Here is a 24,922-nt window from a genome sequence, read left to right on the forward strand (position 1 = left end):
TTCTATCTACCAAAGTATTCGTCTTTTTTATCCACTCTGTTTGGATCTTCCAAAGGATATTGTTTCAGCATCGGGTGTACCCCAAGGTCGTCCATATTCAATATTCTTCTCAGATCCGGATGACCTTCGAATTTAACCCCGAAAAAGTCATAAGTTTCTCTCTCCATCCAATTGGCGCCGTTCCACAACGTTGTTGCTGTAGGAATGCTTGGATGATGCTCGTCTATGAACACCTTCACTCGTACCCTCACCTTGTTCACCATGCTGTGCAGGTGATATACCACTGCAATACCGTGTTTCATACCCGGGTAATGAACAGCCGTAATATCGGTCAGGAAATTGAAGTTCGTCGCTGCGCCTTCTTTAAGAAATTTCAAAACTTCAGAGATTACATCTTTTGTGGTCTCAAAGGTCAACAGGCCATAAGGCTCTTGAACACCAATGATCTTATCGCCAAACTTTTCAGTCAGCACCTGGATCAGCTCTTGATTCTTGTTTTCAGCCATTATAATATTCCGTAAGAAGCCAGTAACTCTTTATACTGATCAGAATTCCTCCTTCTTGAAGATTCATTTCTAACCAGCTCCTGTATTTTACCAAAACCATCTAAAATCGCTTCAGGTCTTGGCGGGCAGCCCGGAACATACACATCGACCGGAATGATCTCATCGATTCCCTGAAGAACAGAATAAGTATCGAAAATACCACCGCTTGATGCACAGGCACCAACAGCCATTACCCATCGAGGTTCTGCCATCTGCAGATACACCTGCTTCAATACCGGAGCCATTTTCTTGGCGATGGTACCCATCACCATTAAAAGGTCTGCCTGACGCGGGGAGAAACTTAAACGTTCGGAACCGAAACGTCCGAAATCATAATGCGATCCCATAGTTGCCATAAACTCAATTCCGCAGCAGGATGTTGCAAATGGTAAAGGCCATAAGGAATGGGAACGTGCCAGGCCGATAACTTTATCTAAAGAGGTGGCGAAAAAGCCAGATCCTTCAATGCCTGGAGGCGCGTTTACTATATTGATGTCACTCATGATATAAACAAAAAGGGTTCATTCAGGTAAAGAATGAACCACAAATCTACAATATTTTAGAAGGAATTGGAGCACCGGGGCGCATTTAGAACAAATCTAAATAACTAGTTCCAATCCAGTACTTTTTTCTTCAGGACATAGATAAAGCCCAGCAGTAAAGTCCCCATAAAGATGAACATTTCAATCATTCCCCGCGATCCAAGCTCTCTGAAGTTCACTGCCCAGGGATACATAAAAATCACTTCCACATCAAACAGCACAAACAGAATGGCCACCAGGAAATATTTAATGGAAAAAGGCTGTCTGGCATTACCCACCACCTTAATACCGGCTTCGAAAGTAGATAACTTATCTTCTGTTTTCCTCGTAGGTCCAAGCAAATGGGTTGCGATCAATGTCGTGACCACAAAACCAAGCGCTACAACAACCTGGAATATAATAGGGAGAAAATCTGAAGGTATACTTTGCGTTTCCATAATATAAATTTGGTACAAAATTAAAAGAAAAAGGCAGGATAACAACCCTGCCTTTTCAATAATAGTTATTTATACTGATTATTTTTTCTTGATTGGTGCTTTTGGCTTAGCTGCTGACGCAGGAGCAGACATTTCTTTTAATTTAGCAGGAGCAAAAGTATCAGCAGGATTAGCCGCTATACTTTTCTCAAAATAGTCCTTAGCTTTTGCTTTATCGGTAGCCATGTAAAATGCACCTAACTGATCATAAGCTTCAGATAATTTCTTTGCACTTGCCGCAGCCATTTCTGGTTTATCAACAGTTACTTTTTTAACGAATGCCTCAAAATGAGGAACCATTAGTCCCTTTGGATTAGCTTCATCGTCCAGCAAGCTGTTGATACGTCCTCTCCATAAGTAAGCATCCGCAGTTTCAGGAGAAAGATGAACTACTTTAGAAATAGACGAATCTGCTTTAACCAGTAGATCTTTTGAAGGGTTTCTCTTTGCATTCAATTCATTCGCGTATTGGAAATAACGAGCAAGGCCATCATAATAATAGCTATACAATACACCTTTCGCATTTGGAGCCGCTGCAATTACTTTGTCATAAACATCTGCTGCTTTAGAATATTTTTTAGCATCATAATAAACTTTTGCAACCTCTGCAAGAGATTCTACGTTAGTTGAATCCATTTGAACAGACTTGGTAATATTTTGAAGGGCTAAACTATCATTACCTGACTGAAGCAATGCTTTACCTAAATATAGATAATCTGTAGCAACCAAACGAGACTGGTCTTTAGTTTTAGCAAACAAATCATTCATGTATTGTAAACTTTGAGGATAGTTTTTATTCTCATAAGCTGAATAACCACGCATTCTTAATACAACTGGTAATTTAGGATCATTAGGACTTACAGTCGCCAGATCAGCTGTTACCTGCTCTAAAGTTTTATAATCTTTAGCATAGAATAAGAACTGTGCATAACGCAATTTAGACTCGAACGATTTATCAGTCAGGTCAAGATATTTTCTGTAGTTCTCTAAGGCCTGAGCTGCTTTTGCATCAAAGCTAGCTGGCTCGAAGTTAGCCCACTGCATATAAAGCTCAGCGATCTCTCTGTAAGCAGGACCATAATTAGGGTCTTTAGTAATCGCTTCTTTTAAACGCTCTTCAGACTCAGGAAATGCTCTGGATTCTTTGTACATACGACCAATCTGAACCGTACCTCTTAAAAGGTTTTCGTTGATGTTCAGCCCACGCATATAATTTTGCAATGCTTCAGAGTTCTTTTTCTGAGCTGCGTAATAATCCCCCAATGCGATGAAAGTTTCCGCATCTTTGTCGTCTTTATCTAACTCATCTGCTTTCTGCAAAAATGGAAGAGCTGAAGTGTAGTCACCCGCTGCAGTATAGGCTTTACCGATATACATAGATGGCAGGTAATCTTTTTTTGAAGAAACCTCGATGGCTTTATCAAAATTAGTTTTTGCTGAGGCTGCATTTTTGGAAGCCAGGTCAGCCTCACCTAAACCAATGTAGTTTAATGCATATTTCGGATCAGCAGTAACCCCTTTTGTAAAAACGGCTCTTGCAGAATCCACGTAATCTGTACGCAGGTAAACTTCACCCAGGTTGTAGTAATTTTCACCTTTACTGGCCTGAGAATTCACGAGCGCTTTAAGCATCGAAGTCGCTTTTTGGTACTGTTCGGCATCTATCGCCTTCTTTGCATCATTTAAACTCTGAGCAAAAGAGGCAGAACCCATCACTACTAAACCTAAACCTAAGGTTATTGCTTTCTTTGTCATTTTCATTGGTTCTACTAATTTAATTTTAATTGTAATGAAGCTTGCTGCGCAGGTTTCATTGGTTCTACTAATTTAATTTTAATTGTAATGAAGCTTGCTACGCAGGTTTCATTGGTTCGTTTGTTTTGAGAGGATAAAAAGCGAGATACTTCGTATTCCCAAATATATAATTTTGTTTTAATTCTTCAAGTTAAAATCCCTCGATACAATTTTATGAGGACCCAATCCAGATTTAAGAACAATCAGTTGTCCGCGCTGGCTCACTAACCAGTTTGCAAATCCTGTGCCTAAACCTTCTTTACCTTCCGCATTAATGATGTAAATGTTTCTAAGGAAAGGATAAATACCACTGATCAGATTGTCCTGAACAGGTTTATAAAACGCATCATCCCCTTTTTTACCCTTAACAGCTTTTACGCCCATTAGTTTTACTTTCCCCGAATATTCTTCTCCCTCGCTGTATTTCTTTATTAACCAATTTACGCCAACCACGCCAATATAGTTTTTGTGTTCAGAAACATATTTGATCACATCATTATTGTTACTTAACGTATAAATACCTTTTTTAGGCAATTCCTTTACCTGCGCCAGGTCTTTAAAATATCTTAAGGTGCTTGAATACGCATTATCAAACACCAGGCTTTTATCCGAAGATGACGTTCCCTTCATAATGGAAATCACCTCTTCAGCCGTAATGGTGGTGTCCTGGCTATCTGCGGCCGTAATCAATGCAATGCCATCAATAGCAAACCTGGATGTAAATACAGGGATGCTTCTTTTACTATAAGCCTTTTCTTCATCTGATGTAAGCATCCGGGAAGAAATCATTACCCTTACACTATCGTTTAAAAAGGTTGGAAATATCTTATTCTCATTACCTGTAATTACGGTAAAATGTGCCTCCGGATAATCAGAATTGAAAACTTCTATCTGGTCATCTATAATGTTATGAAAAGACTCATCCACCAGCAATTTAGCATAGCCTGAAGTCCTGGAATCTTCCGATTGTCCTTCCTTTGCCTTTTTATTCTTACAAGAAGAAAAAACAACCAGTAATACTATTATAAAGCTCAAATATTTCATTCCGACTGATCTTTTTGATTAATTAACCGGTAAAACCGGATCAGGGCATAAACGATAAGTAAAACACCAAACAGGATCCTGTAAGTTGGCGTGATATCAAATGGAATCTCCTTCCAAAAAATTAGCAATGTTCCCAAAGCCATATAAAACAAGAGCATAACTAGCCCTAAAATAAGCAGAAATCGCTGTTGAGGCGATTTCTGCTTAAAAAAATTGAAGTCAATCATGTACTAATCTTATTGACCTGATAAAGTAAAGCTGATTGGAATGTTGTATTTAACACGAACCGGTTTACCGTTTTGGATACCTGGAGTCCAGCGCGGGCTGGCCTTTAATACCCTAACAGCTTCCTCATCTGTACCACCGCCTAATTTACGGTCTACTTTGATGTCTGTTAATTCACCATTTTTCTCCACAACGAAAGATAAGAATACCTTACCCTGAATGTTGTTTTCAGCAGCCATTGGAGGATATTTTACGGTTTTATGCAGGTAAGCATAAAATTTCTCCATACCTCCAGGGAAACTTGGCTGAGTTTCGATACTTACGAAGTCATAAACTTTAGTATCCTCAACTACAGCAGCCTGTTTAGGACCATTTCCAACTGGTGCAGCAACTACGATGTCCGCATCCGGATCACCCGCAATTGTTTTCTGTCCCGGATCTGCTTTTTTCAAATCTTCAATCTGAGGTGGCTCTTCATCACGCACCAAGTTATCCGGCTTAACGATAGGAGGAGGAAACTTAACCTGATCCTGTTTTGGCGGCGGAGGCTCAACCGGTGGTGGCGGAGGGGTATCCGGGTTCACCGGTGGTGGTGGAGCAACAGTAACCTCTACTTGTTTAACAACCTCTTCCTCAGGCAACGCACCTTTGATCATACTGATGATCTTAGGCGAGATGAACAGCAGGATAAACACTGCTGATGCGTAGAATAACGATTTTGTTGTGTTTGCAGAGTTTCTGGTACGAAGCTCGTAAGCCCCGTAACTTTTGTTTTTCTGATCAAAAACAACATCAAGCCATTCCTTCCTGAATAAATCTATTTTAGAACCTAACATTGCTTTAATGTTTTAATGTTAAAATTATATTATAAAATTCCATTTTTCTTCATGAAATCTTTTTCTGCATCAGTGATGTTCTCATCATCAATTGCCGGCGCAGCCGTGATCTTGGTGATGTTCAACTCATCCATAATATTCACAAAGTTCTCATAACTTGCACCTGATGTAGGTTTAATTACAACAACCAGTGTTTTCTTAGGGTTGTTACCATTTGCGTCAGCTACTTTCTTTTTATTCTCCAGTATTGACTTTCTGATTTCACCAAATCCTTCGATATTAGGCTGGCTTTTTCCAGCTTCACCCATATACCAGGCCACTTTATTGTTTTTACCTAAAAGGATAGTCATGGTCTGAGATGCACGCAGTTCAAGCCTGTTCTCATCCTTAACATCCTTATCCGGCTTTGCAATGTCCATTGCAATTGGCTTCGAAAGGGAAGTGGTAAGCATGAAGAAGGTAATCAGAAGGAAGGCTAAATCCACCATCGCAGTTAAATCTACTTTGGTATTCGCTTTCTTGGTTCTGACCTTACCGCCTCCTTTTTTACCGCCCCCGCTGGAGGTATCTAATTCTGCCATTGTCTATCTTTATTTAGCACCGCCTGCGGCAGTTGTAATTAAACTAAATTTGTTAATTTTTTGTTTTTGAAGAATATCAACGATTTTCTTAACCACAGGATATTCTTCTTTTGCATCACCTTTAATACTTACACGCATTTGGGTAGAATGCAATTCTGCAACAGCTTTACGCGAATTCAGTAACCAGGCAGACAATTGATTGTCCAATGAATCTGTAGGGATACCGATCTGTAATCCAGATTTAGTTCTTGCAGCCTCATCAGGTAAATTGATGAACGCTTTTAAACTTTGCATCGGTACACCGAATGACTGGATTACCCCAAAACGTTCTTTCTCCTGAGGAGTAAAGCTCAATTTGTATTGCTCAGCCATTTTATCCAAAGTCGCCATTTTAACGTCTTTCCCTGCAACCTCGTAAAACACTTTTCCGTGGCCGATGGTCAGCTTCGCGATATCAACATCAGGCACCGGGATCTTATAGCTCGATGAAGGAAGTTTGATATCCAAAGGATCAGGCTGGCGTGCAGTTGCTGTTAATATAAAGAAAGTAAGCAACAGGAAAGCTACGTCGCACATGGCGGTCATATCAATCGAAGTACTCTTTCTTTTAACCTTTGCTCTTGGCATAATTTTTTTAAATTACTTATGTTTTATACTAATGATGTTAATTCTTCCGGTTTTCCATAAAGCCGGTAAAAAAAAATTCATTATTTCTTATTTATGCGTAGAAGCATAAGTTTGGATGATGCTAAAACCTGCTTCATCAATTGCATAAGTTAATTTATCAATTTTAGAAGTTAAGATGTTATACATGATAATCGCGATAGTAGAAGTACAGATACCTGTAGCCGTGTTGATAAGGGCCTCAGAAATACCACTTGCTAACGCAGCCTGGTCAGGAGCTCCAGATGTAGCCAAACCACCGAAGGCCTTGATCATACCTGTTACTGTACCTAATAGACCTGTTAATGTACCTACAGAAACTAAAGTAGCTACTACAGTTAAGTTTTGCTCTAACATTGGCATCTCTAAAGTAGTTGCTTCTTCGATGTCTTTCTGAATGGCTAAACATTTCTGATCAGTATCCATGTTTGCTTCAACTTCCATTTCACGGTATTTTTTCAAACCGGATTTGATTACGTTGGCAACAGAACCTTTTTGTTTGTCACACTCAGCCATAGCAGCTTCGATGTTGTTGTTGCTCAAAAGGCCTTGGATTTTTTTAACGAAAGCGTCCAGACTACCTGATCCGGTTGCTTTTCCGATTACGATAAAACGTTCAACCGAGAATACAAATACCATTAAAAGCATACCCATTAGAATCGGAACGATAACTCCCCCTTTGTAAGCCATACCAGCATAGTTACCTACTTTAGGGCCCATTTCAGGATTGTTGTCGATAAAGTTGTTTGGATCACCTAATACAAATTTGTAAAGACATATCCCGATGATAATACAGATAGGAATTACCAGAGTAGCGAATAAATTAGAAGCTGACGAGCTTTCTTTTGTAACTGTTGTTGGTTTTGGTGCGTTTGCCATTTTTTGTTAGTTTTTTAGTTCTTAGTACTTTGTTTTTTTAAAAATTAGATAATTTCTCTTAATACACACAACGGCTAATATACACAATTGTTGTAGCAGCAAACTTATAACTTTGAATCTTAATTTAACATTAAATTATTAATTCGCTACACTGTGTATTTTCCCCTTAACAGAAGCATATATTAAAAAAGATTGTCCCCTATTAGGAGACAATCTTTCACAATTAAAACTAAAAAAAAAATTAAATGCAAATTTTTAACTAAAAAAAATGCTTTAAACCGTGATTTCGGTAATTTTTGGTAGTGAACTACGCATTTCTTCGTTGGCGTAAGCATCAAACTGCTTAAAATTCTGGATGAACGCAGCCGCAAGTTCGTTGGCTTTTACATCATAATTATGAACATCGCTCCAGGTATTTCTGGGGTTCAAAATTTCGGCCGGAACATCGGGGCAACTCACCGGCATGTTCAATCCAAAAACCGGATGTTCAGAAAACTCAACTCCTTCGAGCTGTCCTTTTAAAGCAGCAGTAATCATAGCACGGGTATAGGCCAGTTTCATTCTTTTACCTACACCGTAGCAACCACCACTCCAGCCTGTATTGACCAGCCATACATTCACCTGGTGCTGTTTCATTTTTTCACCCAGCAATTCAGCATAACGGGTAGGGTGCAATGGCAGGAAAGCCTTGCCGAAACAGGCAGAAAAAGTAACCTGAGGCTCTGTAACCCCAGCTTCTGTACCTGCAACCTTTGCTGTATAGCCCGAAATGAAATGAAACATTGCCTGTCCGGGATTCAGTTTGGAAATCGGCGGCAATACCCCAAAAGCATCAGCGGTCAAAAAGAAAATATTCTTTGGAACACCAGCCATTGACGGAATAACCGCATTATCAATATAATCAATCGGATAAGCAACCCGTGTATTCTCTGTTTTATCTATATTGGAAAAATCTACATTTCTGGTACCAGGAAAATAATTGGTATTCTCCAGCAAAGCGCCAAAACGGATCGCATGATAGATCTGAGGCTCGTTTTCTGCGGTAAGATCAACGCATTTTGCATAGCAACCACCTTCAAAGTTAAAAACAGTTCCTTTTCCCCATCCATGTTCATCGTCTCCAATCAGCCCCCTTTTTGGATCTGCAGACAAGGTTGTCTTTCCAGTCCCTGAAAGGCCAAAAAAGATGGCTGTATCACCCTCTTCACCAACATTTGCGGAGCAGTGCATAGATAAAGTCTTTCTTTGTTCAGGAAGAATAAAATTCAGGACTGAGAAAATTCCTTTCTTAATTTCGCCAGTATACGCCGTTCCTCCGATCAGAATGATCTTCTTTGTAAAATTTAAGATAGAGAAATTAGACTGCCTGGTTCCATCCGCCTGCGGGTCTGCAAGAAAACCTGGTGCTGCAACAATCGTCCACTCCGGCTGAATCCCTAAATCTTCCTTTTCCATTCTCAGAAAAAGATTATTGGCAAACAGGCTCTGGAAGGCCTTTTCGGTCACCACACGAATCGTCGTTTTGAATTCTTCATTTGCACAAGCATAGGCATCTCTAACGTAAACCTGCTGCTGCTGTTTCAAATAGTTTGTTACCTTATTATATAAGGCGTCAAATTTCTCCTCACTAAATTCAATATTGATGTCACCCCAAAAAACAGCATTCCTGGTTACATCGTCACAAACAATAAATCTGTCTTTAGGAGAACGTCCGGTGAATTTTCCGGTGTCAATGGCCAGGGCGCCGCTGTCTGCAAGCGTTCCCTCGCCGTTTTTCAAGGCCTCTTCCACCAATTCTGCTACCTCCAGCTGGTAAAAAGCATTCTCGGAACTTAGGTTCAGGTAGCTTAAGTCCGGCTTTTGCAAAATAACTTTGCTCATAAATAAATAAGTTAGTCCGGCAAAGTTATATAGATAAAAAGGGAATAAGAACCATTTTTCAGGAAAAATTTTACTTATTGTCTCCCTTACACTAACAATTAAACCACTGTAAAACAGTAATTTAAAAAAGAAATAATGCGATTTTAGCCTCCGGCTTTCTTCACTTTAAAACCTTCTTTCTGCAACAGGACCAACACCTTATCTCTGAAATCACCCTGGATCAGGATTTCGCCATCTTTGCAAGCTCCTCCTACCCCACATTTTGTCTTTAGCGTTTTCGTCAGCTTCTCCAGGTCTTCCTCTGGGCCAACAAAGCCAGTAACCAGTGTAACCGCTTTACCCCCTCTGTTTTTCCGGTCCAGCATGACCCTTAAGTCTTGCTGGTTATTGGCTATGCTTTCTTCGGCCGACTCTTCCTGTGGATAAGTAAATGAAGGATCTGTAGAATACATGATCCCGCCAAAATCATTCAATACTTTCTTCTTCGTTTTCATTGCTTTAATCTCTAAATCTTTATTCTGCAGGTACGATAATATTTAAGGATAAGGGATTAATGGAAATATCTATTTCAGTTCCCATAAAGAAAGGTTCCCCATCGATATGAATAGCCCCTTCTTTCGGGCGGCTGATGTGGATCTCCTTTCCGGTAATGATCTCTACCATATCCGATTTATGGGTATTGCCCGTCATCATATAATAACCAAGGACAGGTAAACGATATAACGGGAAATTCTTCACAATGCATACGTCCAGCAAACCATCGCTCACCGAAGCCAGGGGAGAAATATGTGCATTATTACCATATTGGGAAGAGTTGGCTATACTCACCACAAAAGCTTTACGGGTATACGATTTCCCGTCAATAACGATGGTATAGGTTTCCGGCATATAGTCGAGCATCTCTTTTAAACCCACTTTCAAATAACCGGAAAAGCCTCTTTTCTTGTTGCCCGCAAAAACAGAACTGATATGGGCATCAAAACCCATTCCAGCCATATTAAAATAAACTTTATCATTAAAGGTGGCCGTATCAATCTGTTTAATATGCAGATTATTGATCACCTGGATGGCCTTCGTCGGATTCATTGGAATCTTTAAGAACCTGGCCAGCCCGTTACCTGAGCCAAAAGGAATGATGCCAAGCACCTTATTTTGAAGAACCACCTTGGAACCGATCTCATTGATCGTACCATCTCCGCCTACTGCAACAATAATGTCAAAATTCTTATTGGCTGCCTCCTCTGCAATTTCCGCAGCATGGCCAACATACTCTGTTACACTATAGTTCGGATTAAACCTGGAACGGTCCAGATTAGCGTCTATAAGTGCCGGAATCTTTAATTTGTCCTTCCCCCCGGAAATCGGGTTGATAATAAATAATATGTTAGATTTTGCCAAAAGTCCTGTATTAATGATTCTACAAAATAATCGATATTTTTTGACTATTTAAATATATATAGTAATTTTGCATCATTAAAGTGGACTGATTTGCGATGCTATGTAAAAATAGCGGGATTGCAACCACGTAAAAAAAAGTGCTAACCATCATACACTTCCTTTTACTGCCTGTTTTACAGGATCATCTTCCATTTTACGTAATTATTCAGTATATAAATTAATTATTTAAAATGTCATATTTATTTACATCAGAATCTGTTTCTGAAGGTCACCCGGATAAAGTAGCAGATCAAATCTCAGACGCCTTAATTGATAACTTTCTAGCATTTGATGCCGACTCAAAAGTAGCCTGCGAAACTTTGGTTACTACCGGACAGGTCATCCTGGCCGGAGAGGTCAAATCAAAAACCTATCTGGATGTTCAGCAGATTGCACGTGATGTGATTAAAAAAATTGGCTACACCAAAAGCGAATATATGTTTGAGGCAAACTCTTGCGGAATTCTTTCTGCAATCCATGAGCAAAGCCAGGACATCAATCAAGGTGTAGACCGTTCTAATAAAGAAGATCAGGGTGCCGGAGATCAGGGAATGATGTTTGGTTATGCCACTGTGGAAACAGAGAACTATATGCCATTGGCTTTAGACTTGTCGCACACACTTTTACAGGAGCTGGCTATTTTAAGAAGAGAAAACAAGGAGATCACCTATCTGCGTCCGGACGCAAAGTCGCAGGTAACCCTTGAATATGATGACAACAACAAACCTGTTCGCATCGACGCCATCGTCATTTCTACACAGCACGATGATTTTGACGAAGAAAGCGCTATGCTGGCCAAAATCAAAAAAGACCTGGTAGACATCCTTATTCCAAGAATCATCGCAAAATATCCTCAATACGCACATTTCTTTAATGACAAAATTGAGTACCACATCAACCCAACTGGTAAATTCGTTATTGGTGGGCCTCACGGCGACACCGGACTAACGGGCCGTAAAATCATTGTAGATACCTACGGTGGTAAAGGCGCACACGGTGGTGGTGCTTTTTCTGGTAAAGACCCGAGTAAAGTAGACAGAAGTGCTGCTTATGCGACCCGTCATATTGCAAAGAATTTAGTTGCTGCCGGTGTTGCAGATGAAATCCTTGTTCAGGTAAGTTATGCGATTGGTGTAGCTAAGCCAATGGGAATTTATATCAATACTTACGGCACTGGAAAAGTGAATAAAACAGACGGAGAAATTGCTAAGATCGTAGAAAGCATTTTTGACATGCGTCCTTATTTCATTGAACAACGCCTGAAATTAAGAAATCCTATTTACAGTGAAACCGCTGCCTATGGCCATATGGGTCGTACACCGGAAACTGTAACCAAAACTTTCAGAACCCCTAACGGAGAAGAAAAAGTAGTTACAGTAGAACTGTTTACCTGGGAAAAATTAGATTATGTAGATCAGGTAAAAGCTGCATTTTCCTTATAATTAAAAAAACATTCCATAGAAAAAGGAGGCCGATTGGCCAGTCATGGTCGGAAGAAAAATCTTCCGACTTTTTTGCGTAAAAGAGTTTGTTTTATTCTCGTAAATATCTGATAATCAGTCATTTATACTTGTTTTTATGGATTTAAATTAGTATCTTAATTGCTGATAATCAATAAGATATGGCAAAATTTAAAGATCATGCTATCAGTGCGAAACATCTATTAGGGTACATTCCTGAGGCGCTGATATCAAATTTATCCCTCACTACCAAGATCGATCATTACGCGAAGGTTCTTCATGGTAATAAGCTATTCTATCTTCTGTTGTATGGCATCTTGGATAATGAAAAACTAAGTCAACGAACTTTGGAGGATACCTTCAATGATTCTGTATTCAAGGTGCTTTTTAATCTGGATGAGGATGAACGGGTACGCAGAAGCTCCATTTCAGAGCGACTTTCTAAAATAGATCCAGATTATTTTAAGCAGATCTATGAATGCATTTACGATCAGTTCTCCAGTTTGTACTCCCTAACTGAAAGAGAGAAATATAATCTTATCCGTGTTGATAGCTCAATGGTTAGTGAAACCGTTGGTAAGTTGGCCGAAGGGCTTGATAACAAAAGTGGTAAGAAAGCAGTGAAATATAGTATTGCCTTTGATGGAGTATTACCATGTCAATCCAATGTATTTACCTCCAAAGGCTATGCCAGTGAAGATCTTGCACTGCCTGAAGCAGTAATGGCTCATGTGAAGAAAGAAACTGATCATCAAAACATTTATGTGATGGATAGAGGTTTGCAATCAATCAGAAACATGAAAACATTTAGTTCCAATGCAATAACATTCATTTGCAGGGCCAAAGAAAATAAGAAATTCGTTGAACTGGAGTCGTTTATCAAGGAGAATCAAGACCTGGATCTAGGTGAATCCAATCTATTAAAGGACTCTAAAGTTCAATTGTATACTGGTGTAGCGGTAAATAACAAAAAGGGGAATAAACATTTCAGAGAAGAACTAGTAGATAGTCCCTTTCGTCTTATTATTGTGGAAAGCAAGTTGGATGGGAAGAAATATTGGTTTTTGAGCAATGATTTTGATCTGTCTGCAAAGGAAATTGCTCAGGCATATAGGAGACGCTGGGACATAGAAGTATTTTTTAGGTTTCTAAAACAGGAACTCAATATGAGCCACCTTGTGTCTTTGAATAAGAACGGAATACAGGTAATGTTGTACATGACATTAATCGCAGCCATGTTGGTGCTGATATATAAAAAAGCAAACAAATTGACTTACAAGACAGCAAAAAGACGGTTCTCCATGGAGATAAGGGATCTTGCTATTGCATTAATAGTTGTCCAATGTGGTGGAGACCCTGGCTTATTTTTCAAAACATGAAAAAGGTCGGAATTTCTTCCGACCATGACTGGCCGATTGGCCTCCTTTTTCTATTTATATGATTCGGACCTGAACCGGACATAGTATCTATTCCGGCCGGAGTCAGTCCGGAGTGAGTCCGGAGTAAGTCCGGGTTTTTACGTAAAAACCCGGACTTACTCTGCTGGTAATCCCCTATTATTCCGTACACACTCCATACGAGTCCCATTCTTAGTAGGGTCTTGGTCCATTCCGGTTAGACTTAACTTTAAAGTAAAGCGTCCTGTTTCATATAATCGGTTTCTGTTTTGAAGAAATGTTCATCATCAATGGCATAAGAGGTTACACCAGCAATCTTCATCGCGTCTAAAGCATCTACCAGATTCTTATAGCTGGATTTTGCAGTGGGTTTGATAATCACGATCATAAATTTAGACAAATCATTTTTATGAAAAGCAAGTATCTCTTTCTTATTGCGCAGCAACTGTTTGTTGAGATCCCCATAGTTCATTGTTTTCAGAACAGTAGCCGCCCCCTTTTCCTCTCCCCTATACCAGGCCATCTTATTGTCCTTACCCAGCAGCACGGTCATTGTCCTTGAAGCCGGATATTCCGCAAAATCCACTGCATCCGCAACAGGCTTAGCCACATCCATCGCATTGAATTTAGACAAAGATGTGGTCAGCATAAAAAAGGTAATCAGCAAAAATGCCAGATCTACCATTGCAGTCAGATCAACAGCAGGTACGGATTTGCGTGTTCTCCCATATTTGGCCTTGCCATTTTGGGGAAGGTTGAGTGTTGCCATAAGCTTTCTTCTTTTTAAACAGGATGCATTATGGCATTAAAATGCATAAGGCCAAACCATTTTTAATTGTACTTGTTTTATCATCAGATAATTCGACCTATTATGGAACAGCCAGTAGAAATGAACACATTAAGCCAAATCTTAGAGAAACTGAGACAGAAAGGCCTTGACAACGAGATAAAAATGACCGACCACGGTAAAATGCAGGGTGTTGGCTTAAATAAGATTTACAGCCCCGAAGACCTGACCATTATTAAAACCTACCGTTTTGAAGGAGATTCGGATCCGGCAGACAACTCTGTCCTGTACCTTCTCGAAGACAAAGACGGACAGATCGGCTATATTATGGATGCTTACGGCATGTACAGCTCGCAGGAAAACGCAGGCTTTGACGATTTTCTGAAGAAAATCCCAACCGCCGACCGCGATATGCAGGAATTGTTCAGCTGATCGGCCAATAAGCACCTGCAAAACAATAACGATCCAGTTTAAAACTAGCCTAAAGCCTGCCCAAAGCAGGCTTTTTGAATTTCCCAGCCCCTAATCACATAAAAATTAATCCATTACACTACCAACTTGATTAATTTTATATTAAATTCGTCTTAAATATCTAACCAATTGTGAGCGCTTACCACTCAAAAAAAGATGAGGAATTAATTTCCCTCCTCCAAACCGAGGATGAGCTTGCTTTTACCGAAATTTACAACCGATACTGGGACAAACTCTACTATATTTCCCATAAACTTCTGAAAGATACCGATGCCGCTGAGGAAATCGTCCAGGAAGTCTTTCTCATCATCTGGAAAAAAAGAAACAGCCTTAACATCCAAAACCTCCATCAATATCTCGCAGCCATGACGCGCTACGCTGTATTCCGGCACCTGGCCAGGGAGAAGAAATTCAACAAACAAGAAAACTCCGAAGGCATCCTGAATGCCGAAGTAGCCGACGAAATAGACCTGGACAACAAAATCCTGCTGGAGATCATCACCAAACTCTCCAATAAGCTTCCCGAGAAATGCCGCCTGGTCTTCCAGTACAACAAGATCCATGATCAATCCCTCCAGGAAGTCGCCGAGCAATTAAACATCTCCCAGAAAACCGCAGAAGCCCACCTCACCAAAGCACTAAGGGTTATCAGAGCCAATTTCGGCGACGTTAGCCACTTCACCTGCTTCCTCGTCTCCCTCCTTTTCCTCAGAAAATAAGCCCACAAACAAACTGAACCACTAAACAAACTACGCTTTAAACAAGTACAGTTAAACAACCTGTATTACTAATACAAGCTATCCAATCAAACAAAATATTCTGCTAAACAAACTCTGCAACTAAACAAAATACCCTGCTAAAGAAACTATGCTATTAAACAAAATTCATTGCTAAACAACCTGTGCTATTAAAAAAAATGCATTGCTAAACAATCATGCATAACCCATTCCTTCTACACCCAGCCGGACTCACCTCCCTACTTTATACGCACAGGAAAAATCAATATTACTCATGAGGAGACCTCAGCTTTCGAAGCATGCCGCAAAGCGGCGCGCAGAAAGCGTAGTCTCCGAAGAGTATATTGATTTTTCACAAATAAATTTCATTTTGCACTAAGGGTGTTTATCCTTTATCAGACTCTATCCTATTAAACCAGGTTAAATAAACGATGAACAAACAAGAACTGAAACTTTTAGCCCAAAAGTATTTAGAAGGAACAGCAACCGAAGAGGAAAAGCGCTTACTTAACCAATGGTACGACACCACCAACGACGGCTGGGTAGAACACGTAAACACCAAAATACCGGAAACCGAAGATCAAATCCGGCTAAGGATGCTGAACACCCTCCAGCAGCAAATCAACAATAAAACCCCGCAAGGTCAAAAAACCTCTTCCTGGAAACACCTGCTTACCTGGTCCGTTTCTGCAGCTGCCCTGCTCCTGATTGGTATCTTCAGCTGGCAACTGGCCGCTAAAAAAGAAGTTCCTAAACTGGTCAGTGTACCCGACCATAAAATTATAGAGATTGTACTGCCCGACAGTTCCAAAGTCTGGCTGAATGCAGGTTCGATATTTAAATACCCTAAAACCTTCGATCAAAAAAACCGTACAGTTGAACTCATTGAGGGCCGCGCCTATTTTGAAATCAAACACCGCGACAAACACCCCTTCATTGTAAAAACGAAAAGTTTAAATGTAACCGTGCTGGGCACTTCCTTTGATGTCAGGGCCTATCAGAAAGAAGGCACCACCAAAGTGAACGTTGTGACAGGTAAAGTGGGCATCACCCTTAAAAATGAAGCCAAAAAACCAGCCATTATGCTGACGCCAAAACAAGAACTCGTGCTCAGCAAATTAGACCACCAGATCATCAGGATCCCTACAAAGGAAATTGCAGTAAACGCCTGGTGCAAAAGCCAGTTGGTCTTTGAACAGGAAAACCTGGGCAATGTATTCCATGTACTTGAAAAGAAATATAACACCAAAATATCAGTCGACAATAAAAACCTGCTTAATGAACGCATTTCCATTACCCTGAGCAATCAGCATCTGGATACAGTAATGCAGATCTTAAGCTTCACCAAACATTTTAAATATCAAATGGCCAATGACAGCATAACCGTAATTAAATAGATAAACCTTGCTTAGCAGCTAAGAAAAGGAAAGAACCGGGAACACAGGGTGTCCCCGGAAATGATTTAGCCTCTGCATATATGCTTGAGACCCATAGACAGCAGGCTACAGTTTAACCGAATTAAACCTAGAACAAATATGATAAATTTTTACGGCAAAGTATTGCCCATACTCCGAAAATGCATGCGCATTTCTACAATTATTATCGGCATACAAATCTGTTTTACCACCATCCTGGCAGCAAAAGCTACTAAAGCCCAGGAAATGAACTTTAAGGTCGTTAAAGTAAGTGTAAAACAAGTCTTTAAGAGAATAGAACAACAGGCCAATGTTACTTTCGTATACGATGAACAGGTACTAGGCAACCTGCCTACCCTTTCTCTGAACATCAAGAGACAACAACTTTCAGAAGTACTCAACCAATTAAGAGAACGAACATCACTGGAGTTTAAACTGGTTGGAAATTATATTGGTGTTGCCCAGAATACTGAAAGCATGCCTAAATTAACCGAGAATATCAACCTTGTAAACATTACAGGGGTAATCAGGGATGCCGCAGGGCAGGCTCTTCCTGGAGTGAGTGTTTTTGTAAAAGGAACAAAATCCGGAACGCAAACAGATGTTAACGGTCGTTTCAGCCTGCAAGCCAGCCTCGGTGATATCTTAATTGTCACTTATATAGGTTATGCCCGCAAGGAGGTAACCATCACCAGTACCTCAGTAAATATAATTTTAACAGAAGATTCTAAAGCACTTGGAGAAGTTGTAGTCACCGCCTTAGGTATTAAAAAATCAGAAAAATCGGTAACCTATTCTACTCAGCAAATAGGTGGTTCAGAACTCACCAGGGTAAAAAGTGATAATTTAATGAATTCGCTGAATGGAAAAATTGCCGGTGTAACCATCTCACCAAGTGCATCGGGAGTGGGCGGCTCGGCAAAGGTGATATTAAGGGGTAATAAATCAGCCGGAGGAAACAATCAACCACTCTATGTTATTGACGGCGTACCCATTTCTAATGGCTCAAATGCCAATGGACAGCCAAATAATACTTTTGGCACAAATGTGGGCCAGGGAGGTGCGGGTACTACAGCGATTAGCCCTAGTCAGGACGGCGGTGATGGGATCTCCAACCTTAACCCGGAAGATATTGAGAGTATTACGGTATTGAAAGGTGCCTCTGCCTCTGCCTTATATGGTAGCCAGGCACAGAATGGCGTCATTTTAATTACGACTAAAAAAGGCAAGGCGGGAAAAACCACCATCAACTTTTCATCTTCCATTACAATGGACCACATTGCTTACAAACCTCAGTTTCAAAACAGCTATGGACAAACAACAGGCGGAGCAGATAGCTGGGGGGCAAAAATACCTTCTGCAAGCGATAACGTATCTTCATTCTTTCAGACTGGCACAAACTTAACCAACTCGATCAGTCTATCAGGAGGAACTGAAGCCGCACAATCTTATTTCTCTTATGCCAATACAACAGCAAGAGGTATTGAACCTACAAATAAGTTGTCCCGTCATAACATTAACTTTCGGGAGACCGCTCGTTTTCTGAACGATAAACTAACGGTAGACGGAAACTTTAATTACATCACTCAAAAAATCAATAACAGTCCTGGTTTGGGCCTTTACTTAAATCCATTAACCGGTTTATATTTATTTCCAAGAGGAAGAGATCTTACTCCATACAAACAGTTTGAATTACCGGCAACGGTAGAAGGCGTCTCTGTACCAACACAAAACTGGCCTTTCAACGAAGATGTGCAGCAAAATCCATGGTGGATACTGAACCGTAATCCAAATGAAGCCAAACGTAACCGTATCCTGATCAACGCCAGTGTCAAATATGACATAACCAGCTGGATGAGCATACAGGCACGTGGAAATATTGACCGCTTCACTGATGTGTACGAGCAGGATTTATATGCAAATACAAATGGCGTACTTGCAAAACCAAACGGGCAGTTATTACTAAGTAACCAGACTACAGAACAGAAATATGCTGATTTACTGCTGACTTTTGCGATACCCACTAAATCTGATATTAAAGTAGACGGCGTTCTGGGTACCAGTATAACTGATGCCAGTACATTTGGTACTTTGATTGGACCGGATGCAAGTAATAGTTATACTTCACCTGGTTTAACCATTCCTAATATTTTCCTTCCTGAAAACATTACTTCTGCGGCTGGTGGTCCCCCAATCACAACTTTACCAAATAATCACAATCAAATACGATCGATCTTTGCAAATGCCAATATTGGGTATAAAGATTGGGCTTTCTTAACACTGACAGCAAGAAATGACTGGTCGTCAAACCTTGCATTTACACCTAACAATTCCTACTTCTATCCTTCAGCTGGCTTATCTTTCATTTTAAATCAGATGTTCAGCTTGCCTGAAGTTATTTCTTATGCAAAAGTAAGAGGCACCTATGCGCAGGTAGGTAACACGGTTCCTAACTATGTAACTTATCCTTTAACACACTTTAACAGTGGCGGTGGTGTACTATTAAATTCTGTTGCTCCTTTTCCTGAATTGAAACCTGAGAAAACCAATTCTTATGAATTGGGAACTGACCTGCGTTTCCTTGCAAACAGATTAAGCTTTAGTTTTACTTATTATAAATCCAATACCAAGAATCAGTTTATCAAAGTTATCCCTTCTTTTGTCACTACTTATTCACAAGGCTATGTGAATGCAGGAAATGTGCAGAACTCTGGCTTTGAATTCATGCTGGGTTATGACGTCATAAAAAACTCGGACTTTACATGGAACTCTTCTTTTAATGGATCAACCAATAAAAACAAAGTAATTGACGTGGATTCGAAAGATGGCATCAATCAGTTTATATTAACACCTAACCGCAACAACACTTACCAGTCGGAACTAAGAACAAATGGTTCATTTGGAGATATTTTTGGAGTTACCTTTATGCGTGATAACCAGGGACGTATTCAGATTGGTTCTGATGGCAAACCCTTAGTAAACAGTGGATATAACTACATTGGAAACCCGAATCCTAAATTTCAGTTAGGGTGGAACAACAGTTTCGATTACAAAAGATTCAGACTAAGCTTCCTTGTAGACGGAAAATTTGGAGGCCAGGTCTTATCACTTACGCAAGCTGTATTGGATAAATATGGGGTATCCAAAGAATCTGGCGCAGCTAGAGACCAGGGCAGTTTGAGTATCAATGGTGTAGATGCTGTGACTGGAAAAGCCATAAACAGTGTTGATCCTAAAACATGGTATACTTCTGTTGGTGGCCGAGATGGAATTACAGAGAATTACATCTATAGTTCGACAGTAGTCCGTTTACGTGAGGCATCTTTAGGTTATACCATTCCCTTCACTAAAGGAGCGATCAAGAGCATGAGGTTTTCTGTTATCGGAAGAAATCTTTTATACTTCTATAAAAAAGCACCTTTCGATCCCGAAGTTACCATGTCTACAGGAAACGGATTATCTGGCGTAGACGTATTTAGCCAACCAGCTACCCGTAATTTCGGTTTTAACCTGAATCTTACCTTATAAATGTTCACTACTAAAATTAAGACAATGAAAACTCATTATAAATATATGCTACACAATGGATACAAGGCTGTTCTGGCAGCTTTCCTCGCATTAACAGTATTCGTTTTTTCTGGTTGTAAAAAAGACTTTGAGAAGTTTAATACCGATAACACGGGTATAGGCAACGGAAAGTTTCAGATCGGACTGGTATACCCTGGTATTCAATCTGCTATTTTTGGGGAGGAAGGTGATTATCAGCTGAACCAAAACTTAAATGCAGACTGTTACGCAGGTTATATGATGTCTCCAAATCCTTTCAGAGGAAACATCAACAACCTAAATTATAGCCTGGTAGACGGATGGAACCAGAATATCTTTGTTACTTCTTATACGAACTCATTCTTTGCCATCAATGCGATTGGAAAGGCTGGAACAAGAACTAAACTTCCTGATTTCTGGGGTATCGCTTTAGTTCTTAAAGTGGAAACCATGAACAGGCTGACTGATAAATTCGGCCCTGCAGCTTATAGTGCTGCAGGACAATCTTTAATGGGAACACCTTATGACGCTCAGCAAAGTATTTATAAGCAGTTTTTTCTTGAACTGGATACAGCGGTGACCAACCTGAATACTTTTGTAAAAGCTAATCCTGGCCAAACTCCTTTCAAACAATACGATATGGTGTATGCTGGTGATTACACCAAGTGGATCAAATTTGCCAATTCCCTACGTTTACGCTTAGCTATGCACATTGTAAAAGTTGACCCTGTAACAGCTCAGGCTCAGGCACAAAAAGCGTTAGATCCTGCTAATGGAGGTGTACTGACTACAAATTTGGATAATGCTTCTATTTCAGGTCCTGGATACCATAACCCATTGAACGTAATTACAGTAAGCTGGACTGACATTTCTCTGGGAGCCTCTGTAGAAACCTATTTGGCAGGTTATAAGGATCCTCGTTTAGCTAAATACGCGTCACCGGCTACAGATAAAAATTTTGCAGGGCAATATAAAGGCATTCGTATTGGATCGCCAGTAACGGCCAAGCCTGGTTACGGTGGTTACTCCGTATTAAATATACAAACTGTAGTAACTCCCACATCACCAATGATGATGATGACTGCTGCTGAAGTATGGTTTTTAAAAGCAGAAGCTGCATTACGCGGATGGCCCGGTGCTGGTGACGCACAAACTAATTATACCACCGGTATTCAAACTTCTATGGATCAGTGGGGTGTAGCTGCAGGCGCTTATATTAATGATGCTACAAGTTTGCCAATTGCTTATGTTGACCCTTTAAATGCAAACAACAATTCCCCTGCAGTCTCAACAATTACCATAAAATGGGATCCTGCTGCTGGAAATGAGAAAAAATTAGAGCGGATCATCACTCAAAAATGGATAGCCATGTTCCCGGAAGGTCAGGAAGCCTGGACAGAATATCGCCGTACTGGATATCCTAAATTGTTTCCTGTTGTGAATAATAACAGTAATGGAACTATAGATACCCAGATTCAAATCCGCAGGTTGCCATTTCCACAAAACGAATACTCTACCAATGGGGCTGAAATTCAGAAGGCTGTTCAATTACTGGGCGGACCTGATAATGGAGGAACAAGATTATGGTGGGACGTAAACAAACCTAATTTTTAAATAGGATTAACTCTAAAAAATCCCTGCTCAGGCGGGGATTTTTTTTACCTTCCTTTGTTTAAATTTGCCTTATGCTAAAGACTGTATACCTGACTTTGATTTCCATTTGCTTCACAAGCCCCCTATTTTCGCAAACCATTCAAAAGAATCAACTTATGAATCTGCACTTGAGTTGGGAAATCCTCGAGAACAATTATAAAGGCATTAACCAAACCAGATCTGCACTTACCATCCGCACTTCGAAACAGGAAAGCTTGCCTTCAAAAGGTTGGAAGATCTATTTCAACTTTGCAAGACCTATAAAAGAACAACCTGTAACAGGAGGGGTTTCCATTAAACCTATCAACGGCGATTTTTTCCTTATAGAACCTTTACCGGATTTCAAAGGCCTGAAACCGGGTGCCTCTTTAAGAACTGAATTTGTATCGGGCGACTGGCTGGTGAATGCCACTGATGCGCCTGCTGGTTTTTATCTCATCAGAGATAATGAACCCGCAAAATATTATGTACTTCCTTCTGTGGAGGCCATTCCATCCAGGCAAAACAAGCAGATCATGCGAAATGCCACTGATCATGTACCTTTTAACACGCCAGCCCTTACATTTGAGGAGAACAGGAAGATCAAAGATCTGGAACCAAAGGTCAAAATCTTCCCTACACCGGCGCATTACGAAGAAACTTCTGCTGTATTTAAGCTCAGTTCGGGCACTGTTGTCGTCGCCGATCCGGCTTTCCAGTCTGAATCTGGCCATCTGCAACATTTTCTGAAGGGCCTATTGAATACCGGTGGAAAAACCGGCACCAGTATCCATTTAAACAAAAAGGATCTTCCAGAAGAGGCTTACGAGCTATCGGTAAAAAACAATAACATCAGCATTGCGGCTTCCAGCCCGGCCGGCATTTTCTATGGCATCCAGTCTTTAAAAACGCTGCTTCCTCCCGCTGCATTTAAAGGAAAACAAACAGAAGTTCTTGTTCCGGGTGTTGAGGTCTCTGACCAGGCCCGTTTTGGCTACCGTGCTTTTATGCTGGATGTTGCCCGTAATTTTCAGACAAAAAAGCAAGTATTAAAATTGCTGGACCTGATGGCATTATACAAACTGAACACGCTTCATTTTCATTTGAATGACGATGAGGGCTGGCGTCTGGAAATTCCTGCCCTGCCCGAACTCACTACCTTTGGCAGCAAAAGAGGCCATACCTTAGATGAAAAGACACACTTACAGCCTTCTCTGGGTTCTGGCCCGGCAATCCAGGGTTCTTATGGAACCGGATATTACAGTAAGGCTGACTTTGTGGATATTTTAAAATATGCTGCGGAAAGACATATTCAGGTGATTCCGGAAATTGAATCCCCGGGGCATGCACGCGCAGCAATCAAGGCCATGGCGGCCAGAAATGACCCCAAGTATTTACTTCACGATCCGCAAGATCAGTCTGAATACCGCTCTGTTCAATACTGGAACGATAATGTGATGAATGTAGCCCTGCCTTCTGTTTACCATTTTATTGAAACACTCACCCGGGAAATTAAATCTATGTATACCGAGGCCGGTGCGCCATTAAAAACCATACATTATGGTGGAGATGAAGTTCCTGCAGGCGTGTGGGAGAAATCACCTGCCGTACAGGCTTTGATGAAACAGGATACCACTATAAAAACCACCGATGACCTTTGGGGTTACTATTACAAAAAGGTAGACCAGATTTTAAAAGCAGAAGGGCTCTATCTCAGTGCCTGGGAAGAGGTTGCCACCCGCAAAGTGATGAAGGACGGACAGAAAGAAACGGTATTTAATGAGGATATGCTGGGTAAGAATGTACACCTGGACATCTGGAACAATATGACAGGCTGGGGACAAGAAGATCTGGCCTACAAATTTGCGAACAAAGGTTTCCAGGTGGTCTTGTCTGGGGTAAGCAATATGTATTTTGACATGGCTTATGAGAAATCCTTTGACGAGCCTGGTTATTACTGGGGCGGCTATATCGATGTAGAAAAACCCTTCAGCTTTATTCCTTATAATTATTACAAGAACACGACCTCAGACCGCATGGGAAATGTACTTCCACCTGATTTTTTCGACAGCAAAGAAAAGCTGAGCGAAAAGGGAAGGAAAAATATTGTTGGTCTGCAGGCTGCTCTATTTAGTGAAGTGAGTAAAGGATCGGAACGGATGGAATACCTGATCCTTCCAAAACTATTGGGTCTGGCAGAGCGTGCCTGGTCAAAAGATCCGGAATGGGCGCAGGAACAGGACCCTAAGAAATCTGAACGCTTATATCAGGAGGCCTGGTCTGCATTTATGAACACCATAGGAAAAAGAGAATTGCCAAAACTGGATTATTATGCCGGCGGTTTTAAATATAGAATCCCAGGTCCGGGGGCGGTGCTTCATGGAGGCGCTGTAGAGGCGAACAGCCAAATCCCGGGCTTTGTGATCAAGTACACTACAGATGGCAGTCAGCCAAACTGGAAGAGCAAAACTTATACGGGTCCGGTTAAGGAAAAAGGCACCATCAAAATGGCGGTCTTTAATCTGGCAGGCAGATCCGGAAAAACCATTACGATTCATCAATAATAAAAAAGGG

At 40.6% G+C, this 24,922-nt stretch carries 21 protein-coding genes; 8 read left to right on the forward strand and 13 right to left on the reverse strand.

The genetic code is table 11. From position 1 onward, the window contains the following. Positions 1–2: 2 nt before the first annotated feature. From R2S08_RS03645 to R2S08_RS03700, 12 genes are all read right to left on the reverse strand, one after another. Positions 3–506 (reverse strand): NADH-quinone oxidoreductase subunit C, encoded by a 504-nt coding sequence (locus R2S08_RS03645; protein ID WP_316833902.1) that lies wholly within the window; start codon positions 504–506, stop codon positions 3–5. Further along, positions 506–1,048: an NADH-quinone oxidoreductase subunit B gene (locus tag R2S08_RS03650; protein ID WP_108549706.1), complete on the reverse strand. Its 543-nt coding sequence runs from the start codon at positions 1,046–1,048 to the stop codon at positions 506–508. Before R2S08_RS03650 ends, R2S08_RS03645 begins: the two co-directional genes overlap by 1 nt. Before the next feature lie 104 nt (positions 1,049–1,152). Further along, positions 1,153–1,524, reverse strand: coding sequence for an NADH-quinone oxidoreductase subunit A (locus R2S08_RS03655; RefSeq protein ID WP_133779279.1), 372 nt, complete (start codon positions 1,522–1,524; stop codon positions 1,153–1,155). A 78-nt stretch (positions 1,525–1,602) separates the two neighbouring features. After that, positions 1,603–3,318, reverse strand: coding sequence for a hypothetical protein (locus tag R2S08_RS03660; protein WP_316833903.1), 1,716 nt, complete (start codon positions 3,316–3,318; stop codon positions 1,603–1,605). A 177-nt stretch (positions 3,319–3,495) separates the two neighbouring features. Beyond that, entirely contained in the window at positions 3,496–4,401 is a 906-nt protein-coding gene (locus R2S08_RS03665) for a substrate-binding domain-containing protein (RefSeq protein ID WP_316833904.1), read from the reverse strand. A gap of 236 nt (positions 4,402–4,637) precedes the next feature. After that, positions 4,638–5,462 (reverse strand): energy transducer TonB, encoded by an 825-nt coding sequence (locus tag R2S08_RS03670; protein WP_108555429.1) that lies wholly within the window; start codon positions 5,460–5,462, stop codon positions 4,638–4,640. Positions 5,463–5,491: 29 nt separating this feature from the next. Then, complete coding sequence (locus R2S08_RS03675) at positions 5,492–6,043, reverse strand: ExbD/TolR family protein (protein ID WP_133779275.1); 552 nt, start codon at positions 6,041–6,043, stop codon at positions 5,492–5,494. A 9-nt stretch (positions 6,044–6,052) separates the two neighbouring features. Next, the gene (locus R2S08_RS03680; RefSeq protein ID WP_316833905.1) at positions 6,053–6,670 is read right to left on the reverse strand and encodes a biopolymer transporter ExbD; all 618 of its coding nucleotides are present in this window, start codon (positions 6,668–6,670) and stop codon (positions 6,053–6,055) included. 87 nt (positions 6,671–6,757) lie between these two features. Beyond that, positions 6,758–7,585, reverse strand: a complete 828-nt coding sequence (locus tag R2S08_RS03685; RefSeq protein WP_133779273.1) for a MotA/TolQ/ExbB proton channel family protein — start codon at positions 7,583–7,585, stop codon at positions 6,758–6,760. 273 nt (positions 7,586–7,858) lie between these two features. Beyond that, the gene (pckA, locus tag R2S08_RS03690) at positions 7,859–9,466 is read right to left on the reverse strand and encodes a phosphoenolpyruvate carboxykinase (ATP) (protein ID WP_133779272.1); all 1,608 of its coding nucleotides are present in this window, start codon (positions 9,464–9,466) and stop codon (positions 7,859–7,861) included. 143 nt (positions 9,467–9,609) lie between these two features. Next, on the reverse strand, positions 9,610–9,960 hold the full coding sequence (locus R2S08_RS03695) for a translation initiation factor (RefSeq protein WP_316833906.1): 351 nt from the start codon (positions 9,958–9,960) through the stop codon (positions 9,610–9,612). 19 nt (positions 9,961–9,979) lie between these two features. After that, on the reverse strand, positions 9,980–10,864 hold the full coding sequence (locus tag R2S08_RS03700; protein WP_133779270.1) for a diacylglycerol/lipid kinase family protein: 885 nt from the start codon (positions 10,862–10,864) through the stop codon (positions 9,980–9,982). A gap of 230 nt (positions 10,865–11,094) precedes the next feature. Here R2S08_RS03700 and metK point away from each other — a divergent pair, with 230 nt between their 5' ends. After that, entirely contained in the window at positions 11,095–12,345 is a 1,251-nt protein-coding gene (metK, locus tag R2S08_RS03705; protein ID WP_133779269.1) for a methionine adenosyltransferase, read from the forward strand. A gap of 179 nt (positions 12,346–12,524) precedes the next feature. Then, complete coding sequence (locus tag R2S08_RS03710) at positions 12,525–13,742, forward strand: IS4 family transposase (protein ID WP_316833907.1); 1,218 nt, start codon at positions 12,525–12,527, stop codon at positions 13,740–13,742. A 247-nt stretch (positions 13,743–13,989) separates the two neighbouring features. On the opposite strand, the gene R2S08_RS03715 is transcribed toward R2S08_RS03710, so the two are convergent. Then, complete coding sequence (locus R2S08_RS03715) at positions 13,990–14,529, reverse strand: biopolymer transporter ExbD (RefSeq protein WP_316833908.1); 540 nt, start codon at positions 14,527–14,529, stop codon at positions 13,990–13,992. Between the two features lie 102 nt (positions 14,530–14,631). Between R2S08_RS03715 and R2S08_RS03720 the strand changes: the two genes are divergently transcribed. From R2S08_RS03720 to R2S08_RS03745, 6 genes are all read left to right on the forward strand, one after another. Next, complete coding sequence (locus R2S08_RS03720) at positions 14,632–14,979, forward strand: hypothetical protein (protein ID WP_133779267.1); 348 nt, start codon at positions 14,632–14,634, stop codon at positions 14,977–14,979. A gap of 170 nt (positions 14,980–15,149) precedes the next feature. Beyond that, a complete protein-coding gene (locus R2S08_RS03725) occupies positions 15,150–15,737 on the forward strand; it encodes an RNA polymerase sigma factor (RefSeq protein ID WP_316833909.1) in 588 nt (195 codons plus the stop codon). A gap of 449 nt (positions 15,738–16,186) precedes the next feature. After that, a complete protein-coding gene (locus R2S08_RS03730) occupies positions 16,187–17,152 on the forward strand; it encodes a FecR family protein (protein ID WP_316833910.1) in 966 nt (321 codons plus the stop codon). Positions 17,153–17,290: 138 nt separating this feature from the next. Beyond that, the gene (locus R2S08_RS03735) at positions 17,291–20,698 is read left to right on the forward strand and encodes a SusC/RagA family TonB-linked outer membrane protein (RefSeq protein WP_316833911.1); all 3,408 of its coding nucleotides are present in this window, start codon (positions 17,291–17,293) and stop codon (positions 20,696–20,698) included. 24 nt (positions 20,699–20,722) lie between these two features. After that, positions 20,723–22,330: a RagB/SusD family nutrient uptake outer membrane protein gene (locus R2S08_RS03740; RefSeq protein WP_316833912.1), complete on the forward strand. Its 1,608-nt coding sequence runs from the start codon at positions 20,723–20,725 to the stop codon at positions 22,328–22,330. 71 nt (positions 22,331–22,401) lie between these two features. Continuing rightward, complete coding sequence (locus R2S08_RS03745) at positions 22,402–24,912, forward strand: family 20 glycosylhydrolase (RefSeq protein ID WP_316833913.1); 2,511 nt, start codon at positions 22,402–22,404, stop codon at positions 24,910–24,912. The last annotated feature ends 10 nt before the right edge of the window (positions 24,913–24,922 follow it).

It is taken from the genome of Pedobacter nutrimenti (assembly GCF_032678445.1).
In the GTDB taxonomy this organism is placed as follows: Bacteria; Bacteroidota; Bacteroidia; order Sphingobacteriales; family Sphingobacteriaceae; genus Pedobacter; species Pedobacter nutrimenti_A.